Source organism: Colwellia maritima, from assembly GCF_022669015.1.
Lineage (GTDB): Bacteria > Pseudomonadota > Gammaproteobacteria > Enterobacterales > Alteromonadaceae > Colwellia > Colwellia maritima.
The window spans coordinates 129,577-149,373 of the sequence record NZ_JAKKSL010000003.1 but is presented as its reverse complement, the minus strand read 5'-3'; the positions used below and the strand labels follow the sequence as shown (position 1 = coordinate 149,373).

The window sequence follows — 19,797 nt, the reverse complement described above, 5'->3', positions numbered from 1 at the left end:
GCTTAATTCAAGGCAAATTTACGCGTCAATAGGCGGTCTATTGCAAGTGAATTTAACGAAGAAGTTAGTAAAAATAGCCATTATAGAAAGATTTATTAAGCCGAGCTGAGGTTAATTATTAAAAAACCGCTATAGTGTAAACATAGCGGTTTTTTTCGTCTATTTAAATGATGTTTAACAACGTCAATCATGGCACATGAATAGAATGTGAGGAGAAGAACATACTATCTGGTTATTTATTCTCTAACTGTTTTTCACTATATTCTAACTTTTTATAGTCTTTACCCGCAGCATCAGCAAGTTCAGCGGGCATATAGTTTTCATCATGTTTGGCTAGTACTTCACTGGCTTCAATATGCAGTTCTCCGTCTGGTGCTCTTACGAGTGAACCATTAGCTACAATGCCTTGCCCTTCGCGGAATAAGTCAGGCAAAATTCCTTCATAGTATACCCAAATCATCGGATCGCTTTCAGCAAAAACAATTGGCATTTTCATATCAGAGAGTCTGAAGGATACTTTTAAATTATCAGGATCTCGTTTAACAGAGTTGGGTACAACTAAACCTCCAATGCGGATACGTTGACCAATCTTTGGGTTTAATACCTGTATCCTTTTTGCCTTGAGTGATTTCAGAAGGAGTATAAAATAAGTCGATATTTTGGCTTAGCGCATAAAGCACAAGCCCTGCTACAACGGCAATACCTATTAATATTGAGGCAACTATCGTTAAACGTTTTTTACGGCGGGGATTCATAGGTTAACCTCTTCTATTTCATTGTGTTTGTTATCACTACGCTTGCTACGCTGTTTACGTAATTGACGTAATTTATTATCTCTTTCTTGACGAATAGCTATATTTTTAAGTACTTGTTTATGGCCCATGATAGAGCTAAAAATCAAGGCAATAATGAGTACAGCGGATATACCAAAAGACAGCCATACATAAAAGCCATAGCCACCCATAGCTAAAAAATCATTAAAACTATCAAATTGCATTATTGGATCTCCATAGTTTTATTGGTTTGAGTTTGTCCTGTAGCGATTGCTTTAACCCAAGGGCGAATACTATTACGCGTTAAAATTTCACTACGAAAGCGGATGCAAACTACAGTGGTAACTAATAAGGCAAAACCGAGAAAACTAAAGATAAAAGGCCATAGCATCTCCACTGACATAGACGGTTTACCTAGTTTACTGACTGTAGAGCCTTGATGCAGGGTATTCCACCATTCAACAGAATATTTAATGATAGGTAAATTAATCACGCCCACAAGGGTTAAAATACCTGCAGCTTTGCCGCCTAAGGCTTTATCTTCAAAGGCGTTGTGTAGAGCAATAACGCCTAGGTATAAAAATAATAAAATGAGTTCAGAGGTCAATCGAGCATCCCAAATCCACCATGTACCCCACATAGGTTTTCCCCATGCAGCGCCAGTAATCAATGCTATTGCAGTAAATACAGCACCAACAGGAGCCATTGCAGCCGCAGAAGCATCGGCTAATTTAAACTGCCATACCAAGGAGGTAAAAGCGGCGATGGCCATGCCAAAATAAATACCCATAGAAAGAGAAGCCGCCGGCACATGAACATAAAAAATACGAAAACTATCACCTTGTTGATAATCGGCAGGTGCAAATGCTAATGCCCAAACAATACCTGTAGTTAAAAAGACTATTGTTAATGCGCTCAGCCAAGGGATCATTTTTCCTGTAAAGTGATAGCTCACTTCAGGATTAGCGTAAGGGTGTAACCATTTCCACATAAACTATGCTCTTCTTTCTTTAAATTAAAAGCTAAAACTCAAACCGTCATTGGTTGCGCGTAATTAATTGGTACTGACTTTTAATGCTGCGCCAACAGCAAAGGGCGCTAGCGTTAACGAGCCAAAAAATAGTGCTGCAATTATAGCAAGTTGTCCGCTGTATGGTAAACCAAGTGCTGCGGTATCGATAGCACTGGTCGCAAATATTAATACAGGTATATACAAAGGCAGTACTAACAAACTTAATAATACCCCACCTTTTTTTATGCCCACGGTTAAGGCAACACCAATTGCACCTAGTAAGCTGAGTACAGGCGTACCTAATAAAAGCGTTAACATTAGGGCACCATAACTTTGTTCATTAAAATGTAAAAGTACGGCCAGTAATGGTGCAATCAAAATAAGAGGAAGCCCCGTAATCAACCAATGAGCTATTATTTTTGCGAGCACTAAAATAAAAATAGGTTGTGGGCTTAGTAGCATTTGCTCAAGTGAGCCATCATCATGATCAGATTTAAATAACCGGTCCAGAGATAGTAATGTTGATAGTAAGGCTGCCACCCATATAATACCCGGTGCAATACGGCTTAATGTTTGTGCTTCTGGACCTATACCTAAGGGAAACAATGTTATGACAATCACAAAAAATAGCAGTGGATTAATTATGTCGTCTTTGTGACGCATCGCAATAGTTAAATCTCGCTTGAGCACTAACGAGAATACTGCACGGTAGGACAAGTTAGTCGTTGTCATGCTGTACTCGACATATTGCTTTATATAATGTTCGATTATCGATATTCATTGTTAGGCACTTAACTCTCATGATGAATTATCATTATTTTGTTATCATTATTCAGTTATCGTTAGTCTGTTAAGTAATCTAACGTAATTTTTTTTATTTGCGACGGTTTAAACGTGAGTAAATCTTGGTGGGTTGTTAAAATAATACAACCCCCTTGGTTGATATGTTTTTTAAATAATTGTTCCAAGTCATAAACACCTTGTTTATCTATAGCAGTAAAAGGCTCATCTAAAATCCAAATACGTGCTGTTGATTTATATAAACGTGCTAATGATATTCGTCTATGCTGTCCAAGACTAAGGTGTGAGGCCAAACTGTCTTCAAAACCACTTAAATTCACCGCCGCTAGTGTTTGCTTTATATCACCGCTATGGATTGTTAGTCCTTGAAGAGCAAGGTTGAAACTTAAGTTTTCTTGAGCATTCATTTCACCTTTTACACCGGGTAAATGTCCAAGGTAAAGTAGATGTTGATGAAATTCTTCTCTGGATTGTCGAATCAATTGATTATTAAATAAAACATCGCCTTCAAAAGGCTGAGATAATCCGGCGAGAATCCGTAGTAAACTCGTTTTACCTGAGCCATTTGGCCCTTCTATTTGTACTATATCACCGGCATTTATCTCTATGCTGAGTTGATCAAACAGCAGGCGATCTTCGCGTATGCACGTCAAGTTTGAAGCGCTAAGTAAGGCGTAGGGTCAAGTTGGTGATTTGATTTGCTAGCAAAGTAGATAGTTCTCTATTATTTGTCGACTTATACTTTATAGGTAAAGTCTAACTGATGTTTGTCAGTAAATTTTTGATTTGGATCGTATTATCTCTTAGTGCAATATCATACCATAGCAAGTATAAACTTTAGCAAATTTGTTACTTTAGAATTTGTAACATTAAGAAACAATTATCATACCTTGATGATTAATCCATTTAGCCTGAATAACGAAAAAAGTGTGCTAGAATTGCGCAACTGTTCAGAGCTAGCAGTATATTGAATTGACTATTTATTATAAAAGCGTATACGGAGAAATGAATGAATCCCCAACTTTTGCCTGAGTTGATTCCTAGTTTAATACCTGAATTAGGCCATATTGCTTTGGTTATCGCCTTTGCCTTTGCTTTATGTTTGAGTGTTATTCCTATGGTTGGTGTACATAGTGCCCAAGATAAACTGATGAGTTATGCGAAGCCGCTGACTTTTGGTTTATTTATTTTTACCGCAATTAGTCTCGTTATTTTAGCGTATAGCTTTGTTGTAGACGATTTTTCCATAAAATATGTGGCTAGCCATTCGAATACACATTTACCTTATTATTTTAAAATAAGTGCAGTGTGGGGAGGGCATGAAGGGTCATTACTACTGTGGGTATTTTCGTTAACTGCTTGGACAATGGCGGTTGCTACTTTTTCTAAAAATGTAGAAGAAGAGTTTATTGCTCGCGTACTGGCCGTTATGGGAATGGTGGCGTTAGGTTTCATCGCGTTTACTTTATTAACGTCTAATCCTTTTGAGCGACTTTGGCCAAATATTCCAATGGAAGGCCGTGATTTAAATCCGCTCTTGCAAGATGTTGGTTTAATTATTCATCCACCATTACTGTATTTAGGTTACGTTGGTTTTGCTGTTGCTTTTGCGTTTGCTGTTGCTGCATTAATGTCTGGTAAAATGGATGCAGCTTGGGCACGTTGGTCTCGTCCTTGGACTGTAGGCGCTTGGATATGTTTAACCTTAGGAATAGCTCTTGGTAGTTGGTGGGCATACTATGAACTTGGTCGGGGCGGTTGGTGGTTTTGGGATCCTGTTGAAAACGCATCCTTTATGCCGTGGCTAGTGGGTACTGCGCTAATTCATTCATTAGCTGTCACTGAAAAACGTGGTACTTTTAGAAATTGGACCGTATTACTGGCTATTTTTGCTTTTAGTTTAAGCTTGTTAGGAACATTTTTAGTACGCTCTGGTGTTATTACTTCTGTACACTCTTTTGCTTCAGACCCATCGCGTGGTATTTTTATTCTGGTTTTATTAGCCATAACGGTAGGTGGATCACTTACTTTATATGCCTTTAGAGCGAGTAATGTAGCTAGTTTTAGTCGTTTCGCGCTTTATTCACGTGAAACCGCATTATTGTTATGTAATATCATTTTAGTTGTAGCGGCAACAACCGTGTTGTTAGGCACTTTATATCCACTGTTAGTTGATGCCCTAGGGTATGGAAAAATTTCAGTTGGGCCTCCTTATTTTAATGCTGTCTTTGTCCCGATTATGAGCTGTTTGTTTATTATTATGGGTATTGGTCCTCTGATTCGTTGGAAAAAAGCGAAAAAAGGAGAATTACGTAAGCAACTGATTCAACCTTCTGTTATTAGCATTGTGTTTGGGATGTTATTTCCTTTTATTTATGGCGGGGAGTTTAATGCTTTGGTTGCGATGGGTATGACCCTAGCATCATGGGTTTTCTTAGTTGTAGTTAAAGAATTATTGAATCAATACAAACTAAGATCAACATTGAGTTTAAGCCAATGGGGGATGACATTTGCACATCTTTGGAATAGCGGTCACTATTGTTGGTGTCACTTTAGTTTCAAGTTATGAAACTGAAACCAATGTAAGAATGGCATTGCATGAAAAAGTTGAAATATCAGGCTATCAAGTTGAATTTAATGGTATTAAACAAGTAGAAGGGCCAAATTATAGTGCAGAGCAGGGGCAAATCAATGTGTATAAAGGTGACTCGTTTGTTGCTCTATTAAAACCAGAAAGACGAGCTTATCGTGTGCAATCTATGGGAATGACTGAAGCCGGAATTGATGGTGGTTTATTTAGGGATATTTATGTGGCATTAGGCGACCCATTGGAGGGCGGTGCATGGGCTATTCGCGTTCATTATAAGCCATTTGTTCGCCGGATATGGTTAGGTGCGATATTTATGGCGTTTGGTGGTTTTCTTGCAATAATGGATAAACGTTACCGTGTGAAAAATAGCATAAAGAGCCGCGCTGAAAATGTAGCTAATAACAAGAACCTTAGCAATAAACCTGTATCGGAGCTATCTTAAATGAATAAAATAATTAGATTTCTACCTCTTATACTAGTTATAGCGCTAGGTGTTGTGCTTTATAGGGGCTTATCGTTAAACCCTAACGAAATGCCGTCTGCCTTGGTGGGGAAACCTATGCCTGACTTTTCACTTTCTATTGTCAATGATCCCAATAAAATGGTATCTAAAGCGAATGTGACAGGCGATATTGTGCTATTAAATGTTTGGGCCACATGGTGTCCTACTTGTAAATATGAGCATCCTTATTTACTTGAACTCTCTAAAAATCCTCTAGTGAAACTTTATGGCGTAAATTATAAAGACGAACGATTACCTGCACAAAAATGGTTAACGGATTATAAAGATCCCTATTTATTTTCTATTTTTGATGAAGAGGGCTTACTTGGTGTGAAATTAGGTGTTTTTGGAGCACCAGAAACATTTGTGATAGATCACCATGGCATAATTCGTAAACGCTTTCTTGGTGCCATTGATGTAAGAGTATGGCGGAAAGAATTTGAACCACTTATCAAGCAATTACTCACTGAAAAACAGCAAGGTAAATAGTAATGTTAACAAGAATTTTAGGCTTTTTTCTTCTAATAGCGACAAGTTTTGTTGTTATAGATATTGCTGATGCAAGCCCAGTAGAAACCTTTGAATTTCAAGATGAGGTAACGAAAGTACGTTTTCAGGCGTTGAGTAAAGAGTTACGTTGTCCTAAATGTCAAAATCAAAATTTGGCAGACTCAAATTCTACCGTTGCTTCGGCGTTGCGATTAGAGCTGTATAATTTATTAATTCAAGGTAGAGCCGATTCAGAAATTATTGATTTGATGGTAGGTCGCTACGGTGAGTTTGTTTTGTATCGTCCGCGAGTATCGAGTGTTACTTATATTCTTTGGTTTGGACCCGTATTATTGATCTTAATTGGTATAATCGTCGTAATAGTTATATTAAGAAAAAAACCCGAACGCAAGAAAACCTGGTGCTTGACAGTCAGCAACAAGAAAAACTAAAGCAGCTCTTATATCCAGAGCAAGTACAACCCAATAATCCTAATGTCACCAAACAAAAGAAAGAGTCGTAATTGTTATGGAAATAGTATTAATAATCCTTGGTTTTATTGCCTTACTTTTGTTTGTTGTTTGGTTACCTTTCTTTAAAAACACACAGAAAGGAATAGATAGCAATAATCAAAATGTGCGTGATGAAACTAATGTAGAATTATATAAAGAACACAAAGTAGAGATTGAAAAAGACTATAGTGATGGCGCTATTGATGAAGAGAATTATCAATATTTGTTAGCAGAATTAGATAATAGTTTATTACAAGATATTGCCGCAGCAGAGAAAAATACAGATGCGGTACAGAGCTCAAAAGGGTTTAGTGTTCTGTGGCCTATCGGCATGTCACTTTTTATTGTGGCATTTTCAGTGGTTATCTATATCAAACAAGGTACATTAGAAACGTTAATGGCGACACCTATAGCTTCTGATACCAACCAACAAACACCTCAGTCTGTAGAACAAGAGCGTGAACAGCAGCAAGCACAAATGTTGGCTTATATTAAAAATTTGCAACAGCATTTAGAAGAAAATCCTGATGATAGTGAGGCATGGTATAACTTAGGTCAAACCTTTGTTGGTGCCGGGGAGTTTGATTTTGCAATAACCGCATTTAAGCAAGTGATGCGTGTTGAAGGAGAGCATGCAGATATACTCGGTGCAATTGCGCAAGCCACTTATTACCGAAATAACCAAGAAATAGATGAACAAGTTCAAAACTTAATTGATAAGGCACTTGCCTTAGATATAAACGATCCTTCTACTAATATTTTATTAGGTATGCATAATTTTATTGGGCAGAAATATGTTGAAGCAATTGGTTATTGGCAACGAGTGATTGATGCTAATAAGCCAGGTGTTAATATTGCCGCATTAAAAGAAGCTGTGACAGAAGCACAAAGACGTCTTGGTATGCCTTCGACTGAAAAACCTTCTTCTTCCGCTATCGAAGGGCCACAGCTAACTGTGAATGTGACATTATCTGATGAAATTGCAGCTAAACTTGCACAGAGTGAAGACAAAGTTGTTTTTGTTTATGCTATTCCAACTAATGGGCAGCGAATGCCGCTTGCCGCTTTAAAAATAATGGCGAGTGATTTACCTAAAACAGTTACTTTAAGTGACGCTAATGCTATGTCACCACAAAGTAATTTAAGTAGTGTTAGTGAGGTTAATATTTTTGCTATTGTATCTAAACTAGGTGGTGTAGGTATTAAGTCAGGCGATTATAAAGCAGAGGCTCAACATATTTCTGTAGAGAATACAGATACTATCAATTTGGTTATCGACAGTATCGTTGAATAGTTATCAAAAATAAAAAAACAATAACCAACTTAATGTACAAGCAAAAATAAGAGAACCATGAAATCACGTTTTAGCGCTAAAAAAAATAATACCAATAACGTTCTAGAAGAGAAGAACGGGATAAAAACGGGTATTTTATTAACAAACTTAGGTTCTCCGGCTGCGCCTACTACGGGTGCAGTACGTAAATATTTGCGCGAATTTTTATCCGATCCTCGCGTGGTAGAAATTCCTCGTCTTATTTGGTTAATTATTTTGCATGGTATAATTTTACGTATACGACCTAAAAAATCAGCAAAATTATATAAAAGTATTTGGACTGAGCAAGGAGCACCTTTACTGGTTATCAGTCGAGCCCAACAAGAAAAGGTTGCTTCAAAACTCAGAGAAAAATATGGCCAATCGGTAATTGTTGACCTTGCGATGCGTTATGGTGAACCTTCGATTCCTAGCGTATTGCAAAAATTTCAGCAGCAAGGCGTGAATAATTTAATTGTACTACCTTTATATCCACAATATGCAGGACCAACAACCGCGTCGACTTTTGATGCGGTGAGTAATGAGCTAAAAAAATGGCGCTTTGTACCTAGCCTTAACTTTATTAATAGTTATCATAATAATCATCAGTATATTAAAGCACTTGCTAATAGCATTGAGGAACATTTTGCTGAACATGGTGTTCCAGATAAGCTCATTCTTTCATATCATGGTATGCCGGAATTGTTTTACCAGTGGGGAGATCCTTATTATGATTTTTGTCAGATTACCACTAACTTACTCAAACAAGAGTTACTTAATCGATGCAAAAGTAACAAGGAAAACACTGCGTTAAGTACAACGACAAACTTATCAGATGATAAGTTTGTTATGACCTTTCAATCACGTTTTGGAAAAGCACAATGGTTGCAACCCTATACGGATGAAACACTAGAAAAATTAGCTCAAGAAGGTAATAAACATATCGCAATTATTAGCCCTGCTTTTAGTGCCGATTGCTTAGAAACACTTGAAGAACTTGAGCATGAAAATCGTGAAGTATTTATGGAAGCCGGTGGGCAAGAATATCATTACATTGCCGCATTAAATGATAGAGATGATCATATTGATGCGGTAGTGTCAATTTTAGAGCCCAAGATAGCGGAGTCTGTTATTGTAAAATAAACTTAAAAAGGTCAAGTCATGAAATTATTTATAATTAAAAAAATTGCACTTATTACCTTTTGTTCAACACTTGTTTTAACGGCATGTGAAGATCAAACTGTTAACGTTAATCAATCGGCACCTACTGTAAAAATTAATCAAGAAAACGTGTTGACCATAACACAACAAGCGAACAAAATAGCTAAAGAAACTATCATTATTGATACGCATATTGATGTCCCATATCGTTTGGAAGAAGACTACGAAGATGTCAGTCAAGCGACTAAAAAAGGCGAATTTGATTACCCAAGAGCGGTTAAAGGGGGCTTAGATGCCCCTTTCATGTCGATTTATATTCCGGCTAAATTACAAAAAAGTGGGGGGAGTAAAGCCCTTGCTGATAAATTAATAGATGACGTTGAGAAAATTGTTGCGCAATCACCAGATAAATTTTCATTAGCGTATTCAACCAAGCAAGTGAAAGAAAATTTTGCTAAGGGGCTTATTTCGCTTCCTATGGGGATGGAAAATGGTAGCCCAATAGAAGGTGATCTAACAAATTTAGCGCACTTTTATAATCGTGGTATTCGATATATCACTTTAGCTCATTCGAAAACAAATCATATATCAGACTCTTCTTATGATGAAAACCGTCCCGCACAAGGATTAACTGATTTTGGTAAAAGTCAAGTTATTGCAATGAATAATATCGGCGTGATGGTTGATGTTTCTCATATATCGGATCAAGCGTTTTATCAGGTTATGGAAATCAGTAAGGTGCCTGTTATCGCTTCTCATTCCTCTGCACGTTTTTTTACCCCTGGTTTTGAACGGAATATGTCAGACGAGATGATCAAGGTACTGGCAAGTAAAGGTGGTGTTATCCAAATGACTTTTAGTGGTATTTTTACCTCGAAAACATTCCGCGAGCAAAGTGCTGTTTATAAAATAGCAAAAAGTGAGTTTATTAAAGCGCACAATCTTGATGAAACACAAGTTACTGATAAAAATAAAATAGATGCATTCGAAGAAGCATACGAGCTAGAAAACCCATATGATGTTGGTACATTAGATTTAGTGCTAGATCATTATGATCATGTCATTAATTTAGTGGGTATAGATCATGTTGGTATAGGTTCTGACTTTGATGGTGTTAGCGGTATTCTTCCTGAAACATTAAAAGATGTTGCTACTTATCCTAATTTAATCGGTTTTGTTAAAACGTGGTTATAGCGAGCAAGATATTAAAAAATTACTATCTGGCAATTTAATACGAGTATGGCAGCAAGTAGAAGAATACGCGGTAAAAAACACGGCACAACATTAAAAATGATTTGAGCGTGAGATGAATTTATTATGATATATTGACACTGTATAAAATAACAGTAAAATATATACCAAATTACCTCAAGATATCAACGTAAAAGTATCTTGACGTGCTCTAGGTATTATCATGAAAAAAATAATTCATATCGATATGGACTGTTTTTATGCAGCCGTTGAAATGCGAGACTTTCCCGAATACCGTAATATCCCCTTAGCGGTTGGTGGTGATGGTCCTCGTAGTGTTCTTTGCACCTGCAACTATCAAGCACGAAAATTTGGCGTACGTTCTGCTATGCCGGCGATTAAAGCAAAGCAGCTTTGTCCTGACCTAACCATAGTACATGGGCGTATGGCGGTGTACAAAGAAGTGTCGGAACATATTAGAGAAATATTCTCTCGTTATACCCACCTTATTGAACCCTTGTCTCTTGATGAAGCTTTTCTCGATGTAACGCACTCAACGCTGTGTCATGGTAGCGCGACACTTATTGCTGAGCAAATTAGACAAGATATATACAATGAACTTAATCTGACTGCATCGGCAGGTGTTGCCCCGAACAAATTTATTGCTAAAATAGCGAGTGATGAAAATAAGCCTAATGGTCAATGTGTGATTTCTCCAAATCAAGTTGCTGCTTTTGTTGAACACTTATCGCTGAAAAAAATACCGGGTATAGGTCCCAAAACATATCAAAAACTACAGTCTTTTGGTTTTTCTACCTGTGCTGATATACGAGCTTCCTCTGTAGCGAATCTAGCAATGATTGTCGGAAAATTTGCCACTAGTTTATATCAAAAAGCGCATGGTATAGATCATCGGGAGCTTGAGGTGAGTAGACAGCGAAAATCCTTAGCAATAGAAACTACCTTGGCGATGGACGTGTTTAGTGAAATGGAATGTTTACGTGTTATTGAACAACTTTATCCAAAATTACTGCAACGGTTAGAAAAAGTTGCAGACAGAAAAATTGTTCGTCAAGGCATTAAACTTAAATTTAATGACTTTAACCAAACAACAGTAGAACAACAAAGCTTGGACGCCAAGGCGGTAGTGTTTAATGATTTATTACCGAAAGCCTATGAACGAGCAAAAGGGCGAGGTATTCGTCTTGTGGGCCTCACTCTTGGCTTTGCGGAAGCAAGTATGGCAGAACAAACTGATAATAAACAATTGTCTCTATTGTAAAAACGAAAAATAAGTCTTTAATTGCACCGAAAAACTATTAACACTATGACCGATAAAGAAAATCAATCACCGAACAAAAAAAAGTACCAAAAGCAAACTGCCTTGCATTGTGGTGTGGGCTTATTAGCACGGCGAGAACATTCGGAATTTGAATTAAGGCAAAAATTAGCCAGTCGTGAATTTCCCGCTCAAGAAATTGAGAGTGCAATTGAGCGCTTACTTGAAAAGGGCTATCTATCTGACGACCGCTTTGCGCAAAGTATGTGTAGGTACCGAGTTAATCGAGGGTATGGTTGGCGGTATATTGCTAATGAATTAAAACAAAAAGGGGTTTGTTCAACAATTATTCAACATTTGCAGAAAAATTGCGAAATTGATTGGTATCTTCAAGCCGAGCTTGCGTATAATAAGCGCTTTGGTGAAAGTAGGAGAGAAAACCTTCCTATAAGCAAAAAAGAGCAAGCCAAAAAAATACGATTTTTACAATATCGTGGATTTTCAACTGATGAAATTTTCGCGGTAGTTAATGATAATTGAACAAACAGACTGATTAAGGTTCCCATGATTAAAACCACCGCCGAAGTACGTCAGGCATTTTTAGATTTTTTTGCCACTAAACAACATCAAATAGTTAAAAGTAGTTCCCTCGTTCCGGGTAACGATGCAACATTACTTTTTACTAATGCCGGCATGGTGCCTTTTAAAGATGTTTTTTTAGGCGCTGAAACACGCAGTTATACCCGTGCAACATCAGCTCAACGCTGCGTTCGCGGCGGAAAACATAACGATCTAGAAAATGTAGGTTATACAGCACGTCATCATACATTTTTTGAAATGTTAGGTAACTTTAGCTTTGGTGATTACTTTAAAGAAAATGCTATCAGTTATGCTTGGGAATTTTTAACGAGTGTTTTAGGTTTACCAAAAGAGAAGCTATTAGTCACTATCTATGAAAGTGATGAAGAAGCCTTTTTATATTGGAAAGATGAGATTGGTATACCTGTAGAAAAAATCATTCGTATTGGAGATAAATCGGCTGATAAAAAGTTTGAATCTGATAATTTCTGGTCTATGGGAGATACCGGACCATGTGGACCCTGTTCAGAAATATTTTATGATCATGGTGAACATATTTGGGGTGGTCCTCCAGGCTCACCAGAAGAAGATGGTGATCGTTTTATTGAAATCTGGAATATCGTATTCATGCAGTTTAATCGCCAAGCGAATGGTGATATGGAACCTTTGCCTAACCCTTCTATTGATACTGGAATGGGATTAGAACGTATTTCAGCTATTATGCAAAATGTGCACAGTAATTACGAAATAGATCTTTTCCAAGCGTTGATTAAAGACACCGCTAATTTATTAGACTGTAATGATTTAAATAATAAATCACTACGCGTGATTAGCGATCATATTCGTTCATGTTGTTTTTTAATTGTTGATGGCGTTGTGCCTTCAAACGAAGGGCGTGGTTATGTATTACGTAGAATTATACGCCGTGCAATCCGCCATGGTCATAAGCTTGAAGCAAAAGATAATTTTTTCCATAAATTAGTAAAATCATTAATTGAACAAATGGGGGATGCTTATCCTGAGCTAGTTCAGCAACAAGCCATTATTGAAAAATTATTGCGTATTGAAGAAGAACAATTTGGTCGTACCTTAGATCGTGGCATGGTATTACTTGAAGAAATATTAAATAACCTGGAAGGAGATACCATCTGTGGTGATGATGTATTTAAACTTTATGATACTTATGGCTTCCCGGAGATTTAACCGCTGATATTGCCCGAGAACGACAATTAAATATAGATCATAACGGTTTTGATATTGCTATGGGCTTGCAACGTGAACGTGCACAGCAAGCAAGTCAATTTGGAACGGATTATAATCAACAGCTTAAATCTGATCATAAAACTGATTTTAAAGGCTATACAAACCATACATCATCAGCCACGGTTGTAGAATTATTTAACGCTCATGATCATGAAGCTGTTAAGCAATTAAATGCAGGTGAACAGGGTATTGTGATTTTGGATCACACACCGTTTTATGCTGAATCAGGTGGTCAGGTGGGTGATAGTGGTTTATTACACCTTGATAACGGCGTTTTTGAAGTTGAAGATACGATCAAACTGGGTAATGCTTTTGCGCATAAAGGTATTGCTCATACTGATATAGGTTTAAATCGTCGTGTCAAAGCAGAAATCAACAGTGAACGCCGTGCAGCTATTGTAAAAAATCATACCGCAACTCATCTATTACATGCAGCTTTACGTAAAGTGCTAGGTGATCATGTCACCCAAAAAGGGTCTTTATGCGACAGTGATAAACTTCGCTTCGACTTCTCTCATTTTGAAGCGATGACAGCACAAGAAGTACATGATGTTGAGCAAATGGTTAACGACGAGATACGACGTAACCATGCGAGAGACACTGAATTAATGGATATTGAAGACGCAAAAGAAAAAGGCGCGATGGCACTCTTTGGCGAAAAATATGATGATGAAGTACGGGTTGTTACTTTAGGGGACTTCTCTACAGAACTTTGTGGTGGTGTGCATGTTGAACGAACAGGGGATATAGGTTTATTAAAAATAATCTCTGAATCTGGCATTGCTGCAGGTGTTCGTCGTATTGAAGCGGTAACCGCAACAGGCGCATTAGCCTATATTAATGAGCAAGGCGCTTGTTTAGCAAAAGTCGCGGGATTAGTGAAAACGGATATTGCGGGCGTCGATATTAAAGTTGAGCAGTTGATTGCGCGCTCTAAAGTTTTAGAAAAAGAAATTAATCAGTTAAAACAAGAGTTAGCTGCCCAGGCCGGTTCAGACCTAATGGGTAGTGCTATTGACATTAATGGGGTGAAGGTATTAATTGCTGATTTAAATGGCGTTGAAACTAAAGCTCTGCGTGGTATGGTTGATGAACTTAAAAATAAAATGCAGTCCGGTATTATTATGCTTGCCACTGCTAACGAAGGCAAAGTCGGTTTAATTGCCGGCGTTACTAAAGATCTTATCGGTAAAGTTAAAGCGGGTGAATTAGTGAATATGGTCGCTCAGCAAGTGGGTGGAAAAGGTGGTGGACGCCCAGACATGGCACAAGCAGGTGGGAGTCAACCAGAGAACATCACAGATGCGCTTGCGTCGGTTCAACCTTGGTTGGCTGAAAAACTGAGTTAACTTACGTTTTATTGATTGAACATGCTTTATAAAATGAAAAACCGATTAGATTACTAATTGGTTTTTTTTTGTACTAAATAAAATTCATCAAGCTAAACAACTATAAAACCATGACTGTTTTACTGTTGTGTTTATGTAAATTTCACCCTGAAATGTTATTAAGTTGTAAATTCTTACAAAAAAATAATAATCTGTATCAAAAATCAATCATTAGCTCTATTCAAAGCGAACATAAGCTTGATAGAATGAATTGATATTTTAATAAGTTTTAAACATAGGAGTTTAAAGCTTATTAAAAAGTGGATTTTTTCATAATATTAACTATAACTTATAGTGTATTAAGGAAAAACAGACTAACTTCATATATTACTAGCTTATATATATTTATTTAGTGATTCTCAATTTTAAAAAAGGAATGTGTAATGTTAATATTAACAAGGCGCGTAGGTGAGACATTGATGATTGGTGACGAAGTCACTGTGACAGTGTTAGGTGTTAAAGGAAATCAAGTACGTATCGGTGTAAATGCTCCTAAAGAAGTCTCTGTACATCGTGAAGAAATTTACATGCGTATACAAGCTGAAAAGGATGATAGTGAATCATCTGGAAACGTTTAACTACTGTAACTTAGTATGAACTACAGAATTAGCGTCTAAAAAAGCACCACAACCGATGGTGCTTTTTTATGTTTATAACTTTCTTTTTTTTCAATAATGATTGAAAATCATCATTATTGGGTAAATTGTCAGCAAACAGTACGAAAAGACAAATTAATTGGTGAAAATGTTTGACTTATTTTTAAGATCCATTAATATTCGCACCCATTGGAGAGGTGGCCGAGTGGCCGAAGGCGCTCCCCTGCTAAGGGAGTATCTGGTTTATCCCGGATCGAGGGTTCGAATCCCTCCTCTCCGCCATTATTTACTTAGGGTAATTAATGGGAAGATCTTTAAACTTAGATTTAAAAGAAGGTTTATCGGTTAAGTAACGATATAAAAAATAACTTAATTGCGGATGCGTAGCTCAGCCGGATAGATTATCTCATGTTGATGGCTACGAACAAGGTTCGTGTTATCGGATAAGTAACGATATAAAAAACATCTTAGATTGCGGACGCGTAGCTCAGCCGGATAGATAATTTTATGCTAATGGCTACGAACAAGGTTCGTGTTATCGGATAAGTAACGATATAAAAAATATCTTAGATTGCGGACGCGTAGCTCAGCCGGATAGATAATTTTATGCTAATGGCTACGAACAAGGTTCGTGATATCGGATAAGTAACGATATAAAAAATAACTTAATTGCGGACGCGTAGCTCAGCCGGATAGAGTACCTGGCTACGAACCAGGCGGTCGCAGGTTCGACTCCTGCCGCGTCCGCCACTTTTCTTTAAGTGGATAAATATCAAAGATAAGCTAATATTAAAGCTGAAAAAATAAATATGACCGCGGACGCGTAGCTCAGCCGGATAGAGTACCTGGCTACGAACCAGGCGGTCGCAGGTTCGACTCCTGCCGCGTCCGCCACTTTTCTCTTATGAGAATCTAAAAAACCAATCGTATGATTGGTTTTTTTCGCTTGAAATTTGAGTGTTCCTAAATCAAATGAGATTAGCTTAATAGAATGGGTATAAGTACCTGGCTACGAACCAGGCGCTAGTACAAACCAAAAGTTCGACTCTTGCAGCAATCGCCACTTTTCTCTTATGAGAATCTAAAAAACCAATCGTATGATTGGTTTTTTTTCGCTTGAAATTTGAGTGTTCCTAAATCAAATGAGATTAGCTTAATAGAACGGGTATAAGTACCTGGCTACGAACCAGGCGCTAGTACAAACCAAAAATTCGACTCTTGCAGCAATCGCCACTTTTCTCTTATGAGAATCTAAAAAACCAATCGTATGATTGGTTTTTTTTCGCTTGAAATTTGAGTGTTCCTAAATCAAATGAGATTAGCTTAATAGAATGGGTATAAGTACCTGGCTACAAACCAGGCGCTAGTACAAACCAAAGGTTCGACTCTTGCAGCAATCGCCACTTTTCTCTTATGAGAATCTAAAAAAACAATCGTATGATTGGTTTTTTTTCGCTTGAAATTTGAGTGTTCCTAAATCAAATGAGATTAGCTTAATAGAATGGGTATAAGTACCTGGCTACGAACCAGGCGCTAGTACAAACCAAAAGTTCGACTCTTGCAGCAATCGCCACTTTTCTCTTATGAGAATCTAAAAAACCAATCGTATGATTGGTTTTTTTTCGCTTGAAATTTGAGTGTTCCTAAATTAAATGAGATTAGCTTAATAGAATGGGTATAAGTACCTGTCTACGAACCAGGCGCTAGTACAAACCAAAGGTTCGACTCTTGCAGCAATCGCGGCAATGATTATGCAACAAGCAATAGCCTTGGGTGTTATTGGGTTTGTAGTGGGGAAAATATCAGCCACATTGTTTATGGCACCCATTTTTCCGAAGTACGTATTGCTTGAACCTCTCGATTCCATATTTGGATTCTTCGCCGTTGTATTTATTTGTATATTGTCGAGTATTATCGCAATACGCGCGGCACTTAAAATAGACCCTGCAGAAGCGATAGGATAAAACGATGAGCACAAAAGGAATTCATATTGAAAATTTGAGTAAATGCTATGGTAAGGGTGATAATGCCGTTCATGCACTCAAAAATGTAACTATGAAAGTTTCGCCAGGGGAAGTAGTAGGGCTGATCGGTCCTTCTGGCTCAGGAAAAAGCACCTTACTTAAATGTTTAGGAGCAATCATTGAACCTACGACTGGTCGCATGACGCTAGGAAATGACGTTATTTATGATGATGGATGGAAGGTACGAGACCTGCGGGCATTGCGCCGCGATAAGATTGGCTTTGTCTTTCAAGCGCCTTACTTAATCCCGTTTCTTGATGTTACCGACAATGTTGCATTACTTCCTATGTTAGCGGGCGTGCCCAACACTCAGGCGCGCGAAAAGGCCCTAGAGTTACTAAAGGCCCTCGACGTACAGCACCGAGCACGTGCCATGCCATCGCAACTTTCTGGTGGTGAACAACAGCGAGTTGCTATTGCACGTGGCTTGGTCAATCGACCGCCTGTAATCTTAGCGGACGAACCTACGGCACCGCTTGATAGCGAGCGTGCGATGGCAGTAATTCGTATTTTGAACAATATGGCACATAAATTTGAGACGGCCATTATTGTTGTAACTCATGATGAAAAAATAATTCCCACTTTTAAACGAATTTATAATATCCGTGATGGGGTGACGTATGAAGAGGAAGGCGAAGGCAGGGCGTTTGATTGAGCGATAAACGTTATCAAAACGCCAAACTTTCTGTATTAAAGTAGGGTAAGTTATTAGTATTGTGTATTTTACATTTCTTGTTCTATTGTAAACTATTTAACTCTCCCTTTTTAAATTGTTTAATCTCGCCAATTTTAGCTTTATATAGCAATGGCACACTTTGAGCGTTATAAGCATTAATGTAATAACGTGTTGGCCATGCATGAGGTGGGTATTGAGCATCTTTCCCTGTTTGCTGATGGGTTACATCAAATGTATAAGCATTGGGCAGTGCTTGGTTGCTGCCGGGCACAGTATCGCGGGTATCAATATAGTTATCGCTAAAATCACCACAGGTGCCGAAATTTTTAATACCATAATCCCAAAAAATGCCTGAATAAACGGAAACAGGATCTAAAAAGGTTGTTTGTATAATAAGTTGCGGATTAATTGATTTTGCACCTTCACAGATGCCTAATGCGACAAATGATCCGCAACTATGGCCTATAGCATGAATAGCTTTAAGATTTGATTGAGCCGCTAAATGCTTGCCAATTTCAATCCCTATTTTTTTCCTGCAACCGAGCACAGAAACACATTGTTTGCATAATTTTGCCAATCGATACTATGGTTTTGTACATTGATATTGTTGAGTTGAGGGTAGGGAGCCTGCTTCATTAGTTTTTGTAATTCGTCACTCCAACTTGAGGGGGAGTCGTTAACGCCATGGGCTGAAAGCGTAATGTATTCAGTGTTATTTGCTATGGGAAATTGGCTAACCGATGAGAAATCACGTGGCCAAAAGGCATAAAAAAATAATCCTAGCGAGGTCAGCACAAATGGAATACCGGGTATAACTATCAGCCACCACCAAAGTAAGCGGACTATTTTTTGTTTGTTAAATGTTATCATCAGATTATATCAGCATTCGCATTCGTGGCTTTAAGGTTATATCGCCATCAAGATAATATAATAATGGTGGCTTGTAATACATAGCTCAATCATTTTTCTTTAGGCCAAATAGATTACTCACTATATTACTGCTATTGTTTAACTCAATTGTATGAAAAATAGCTTAATAGTTATTTGAAAACTGAGTTGTTAACTTATTTCTTCTATTTTCTTAATGAATAATATGCAATCTTAGTGAATAACATAAGCAACAAAGTATATTGTATAAAATCGTCGAAAATTCTTCTGTATGTTAGGTATTCACTGAAATGATATTGTATACAATATCTTGTTATACAAATATTATTGAATATTTAGTAAAAAAAGATGAATATTAATGATTTTAGCTATTGACGAAGTATTATTTTTATGAAACTGCAAAATAATGTTTGTTTTTAATAATTGGAGTGATTATTCTAATTTTATAAATTATCGAATGAGAACAAAAAATGAACATTATGGAGCAGCAATTCATAGAAGCGGGTACGCTTATGCTAACTGGCATGGTATTCGTATTTGCTTTTTTAAGCTTATTAATTATTTTTATTAATACTGTATTGGCAAAGTTAGCGGTTAAGTTTCCAGACCCCATCGCGCCAAGTCGAACTCATTCAAATAACAAAAAGAGTAAAGCCGCGAATGGTGATATATCACCTGCCATTGTTGCGGCAATTAGCGGAGCTGTAACTCGTTATCGCCAAGAGCACTCTCAAACAAATTCAAAAAAATAAGGGTACAAC

Annotated in this window: 15 protein-coding genes, 3 tRNA genes and 5 pseudogenes; 16 read left to right on the top strand and 7 right to left on the bottom strand. The window is 37.5% G+C overall.

Translation table 11 applies throughout. The features are described from left to right. Positions 1-232 precede the first annotated feature (232 nt). The 5 genes and pseudogenes from ccmE to ccmA form a co-directional block, all read right to left on the bottom strand. Positions 233-755, bottom strand: a pseudogene (ccmE, locus tag L3081_RS16545) (cytochrome c maturation protein CcmE). Further along, a complete protein-coding gene (ccmD, locus tag L3081_RS16540; RefSeq protein WP_242287174.1) occupies positions 752-997 on the bottom strand; it encodes a heme exporter protein CcmD in 246 nt (81 codons plus the stop codon). Before ccmD ends, ccmE begins: the two are co-directional and overlap by 4 nt. Then, on the bottom strand, positions 997-1,764 hold the full coding sequence (locus tag L3081_RS16535) for a heme ABC transporter permease (RefSeq protein WP_242287173.1): 768 nt from the start codon (positions 1,762-1,764) through the stop codon (positions 997-999). Before L3081_RS16535 ends, ccmD begins: the two co-directional genes overlap by 1 nt. A gap of 63 nt (positions 1,765-1,827) precedes the next feature. After that, positions 1,828-2,517: a heme exporter protein CcmB gene (ccmB, locus tag L3081_RS16530; protein ID WP_242287172.1), complete on the bottom strand. Its 690-nt coding sequence runs from the start codon at positions 2,515-2,517 to the stop codon at positions 1,828-1,830. A gap of 110 nt (positions 2,518-2,627) precedes the next feature. Beyond that, a pseudogene (ccmA, locus tag L3081_RS16525) lies at positions 2,628-3,257 on the bottom strand (cytochrome c biogenesis heme-transporting ATPase CcmA); the annotation flags it as partial. Between the two features lie 338 nt (positions 3,258-3,595). Between ccmA and L3081_RS16520 the strand changes: the two are divergent. From L3081_RS16520 to L3081_RS16450, 15 genes and pseudogenes are all read left to right on the top strand, one after another. Then, positions 3,596-5,618: pseudogene (locus tag L3081_RS16520) on the top strand (heme lyase CcmF/NrfE family subunit). Then, positions 5,619-6,167 carry a DsbE family thiol:disulfide interchange protein gene (locus tag L3081_RS16515; protein WP_242287170.1) on the top strand — a complete coding sequence of 183 codons (549 nt, stop codon included), beginning with the start codon at positions 5,619-5,621 and terminating at the stop codon, positions 6,165-6,167. A gap of 2 nt (positions 6,168-6,169) precedes the next feature. Then, the gene (locus L3081_RS16510) at positions 6,170-6,619 is read left to right on the top strand and encodes a cytochrome c-type biogenesis protein (RefSeq protein WP_242287169.1); all 450 of its coding nucleotides are present in this window, start codon (positions 6,170-6,172) and stop codon (positions 6,617-6,619) included. Positions 6,620-6,695: 76 nt separating this feature from the next. Next, positions 6,696-7,973, top strand: coding sequence for a c-type cytochrome biogenesis protein CcmI (gene ccmI, locus L3081_RS16505; RefSeq protein WP_242287168.1), 1,278 nt, complete (start codon positions 6,696-6,698; stop codon positions 7,971-7,973). A 57-nt stretch (positions 7,974-8,030) separates the two neighbouring features. Then, positions 8,031-9,134 (top strand): ferrochelatase, encoded by a 1,104-nt coding sequence (gene hemH, locus L3081_RS16500; protein ID WP_242287167.1) that lies wholly within the window; start codon positions 8,031-8,033, stop codon positions 9,132-9,134. A gap of 18 nt (positions 9,135-9,152) precedes the next feature. Beyond that, positions 9,153-10,440, top strand: a pseudogene (locus tag L3081_RS16495) (dipeptidase). Positions 10,441-10,566: 126 nt separating this feature from the next. Further along, entirely contained in the window at positions 10,567-11,625 is a 1,059-nt protein-coding gene (gene dinB / locus L3081_RS16490; protein WP_242287166.1) for a DNA polymerase IV, read from the top strand. A gap of 45 nt (positions 11,626-11,670) precedes the next feature. Continuing rightward, positions 11,671-12,162: a regulatory protein RecX gene (locus L3081_RS16485; RefSeq protein ID WP_242287165.1), complete on the top strand. Its 492-nt coding sequence runs from the start codon at positions 11,671-11,673 to the stop codon at positions 12,160-12,162. A gap of 24 nt (positions 12,163-12,186) precedes the next feature. Continuing rightward, positions 12,187-14,813: pseudogene (gene alaS, locus L3081_RS16480) on the top strand (alanine--tRNA ligase). A gap of 422 nt (positions 14,814-15,235) precedes the next feature. Then, positions 15,236-15,430 (top strand): carbon storage regulator CsrA, encoded by a 195-nt coding sequence (gene csrA, locus L3081_RS16475; RefSeq protein WP_242287164.1) that lies wholly within the window; start codon positions 15,236-15,238, stop codon positions 15,428-15,430. Positions 15,431-15,639: 209 nt separating this feature from the next. Then, a tRNA-Ser gene (locus tag L3081_RS16470) sits at positions 15,640-15,730 on the top strand. Positions 15,731-16,121: 391 nt separating this feature from the next. Further along, a tRNA-Arg gene (locus L3081_RS16465) sits at positions 16,122-16,198 on the top strand. Between the two features lie 67 nt (positions 16,199-16,265). Beyond that, positions 16,266-16,342 (top strand) — tRNA-Arg (locus tag L3081_RS16460). 791 nt (positions 16,343-17,133) lie between these two features. Beyond that, positions 17,134-17,412, top strand: a complete 279-nt coding sequence (locus L3081_RS16455; protein ID WP_338027405.1) for an FtsX-like permease family protein — start codon at positions 17,134-17,136, stop codon at positions 17,410-17,412. Between the two features lie 4 nt (positions 17,413-17,416). Next, a complete protein-coding gene (locus tag L3081_RS16450) occupies positions 17,417-18,127 on the top strand; it encodes an ABC transporter ATP-binding protein (protein WP_242287162.1) in 711 nt (236 codons plus the stop codon). An 82-nt stretch (positions 18,128-18,209) separates the two neighbouring features. On the opposite strand, the gene L3081_RS16445 is transcribed toward L3081_RS16450, so the two are convergent. Next, on the bottom strand, positions 18,210-18,695 hold the full coding sequence (locus L3081_RS16445; RefSeq protein WP_242287161.1) for a hypothetical protein: 486 nt from the start codon (positions 18,693-18,695) through the stop codon (positions 18,210-18,212). Beyond that, a complete protein-coding gene (locus tag L3081_RS16440) occupies positions 18,671-19,018 on the bottom strand; it encodes a hypothetical protein (protein WP_242287160.1) in 348 nt (115 codons plus the stop codon). Before L3081_RS16440 ends, L3081_RS16445 begins: the two co-directional genes overlap by 25 nt. A 497-nt stretch (positions 19,019-19,515) precedes the next feature. Between L3081_RS16440 and L3081_RS16435 the strand changes: the two genes are divergently transcribed. Continuing rightward, the gene (locus L3081_RS16435) at positions 19,516-19,788 is read left to right on the top strand and encodes an OadG family protein (RefSeq protein WP_242287159.1); all 273 of its coding nucleotides are present in this window, start codon (positions 19,516-19,518) and stop codon (positions 19,786-19,788) included. The last annotated feature ends 9 nt before the right edge of the window (positions 19,789-19,797 follow it).

Excerpts from the sequence above, each read along its gene's own strand:
- ccmD (WP_242287174.1), bottom strand. The coding sequence starts at position 997 with ATGCAATTTGATAGTTTTAATGATTTTTTAGCTATGGGTGGCTATGGC.
- L3081_RS16535 (WP_242287173.1), bottom strand. The coding sequence starts at position 1,764 with ATGTGGAAATGGTTACACCCTTACGCTAATCCTGAAGTGAGCTATCAC.
- ccmB (WP_242287172.1), bottom strand. The coding sequence starts at position 2,517 with ATGACAACGACTAACTTGTCCTACCGTGCAGTATTCTCGTTAGTGCTC.
- L3081_RS16515 (WP_242287170.1), top strand. The coding sequence starts at position 5,619 with ATGAATAAAATAATTAGATTTCTACCTCTTATACTAGTTATAGCGCTA.
- L3081_RS16510 (WP_242287169.1), top strand. The coding sequence starts at position 6,170 with ATGTTAACAAGAATTTTAGGCTTTTTTCTTCTAATAGCGACAAGTTTT.
- ccmI (WP_242287168.1), top strand. The coding sequence starts at position 6,696 with ATGGAAATAGTATTAATAATCCTTGGTTTTATTGCCTTACTTTTGTTT.
- hemH (WP_242287167.1), top strand. The coding sequence starts at position 8,031 with ATGAAATCACGTTTTAGCGCTAAAAAAAATAATACCAATAACGTTCTA.
- dinB (WP_242287166.1), top strand. The coding sequence starts at position 10,567 with ATGAAAAAAATAATTCATATCGATATGGACTGTTTTTATGCAGCCGTT.
- L3081_RS16485 (WP_242287165.1), top strand. The coding sequence starts at position 11,671 with ATGACCGATAAAGAAAATCAATCACCGAACAAAAAAAAGTACCAAAAG.
- csrA (WP_242287164.1), top strand. The coding sequence starts at position 15,236 with ATGTTAATATTAACAAGGCGCGTAGGTGAGACATTGATGATTGGTGAC.
- L3081_RS16450 (WP_242287162.1), top strand. The coding sequence starts at position 17,417 with ATGAGCACAAAAGGAATTCATATTGAAAATTTGAGTAAATGCTATGGT.
- L3081_RS16440 (WP_242287160.1), bottom strand. The coding sequence starts at position 19,018 with ATGATAACATTTAACAAACAAAAAATAGTCCGCTTACTTTGGTGGTGG.
- L3081_RS16435 (WP_242287159.1), top strand. The coding sequence starts at position 19,516 with ATGGAGCAGCAATTCATAGAAGCGGGTACGCTTATGCTAACTGGCATG.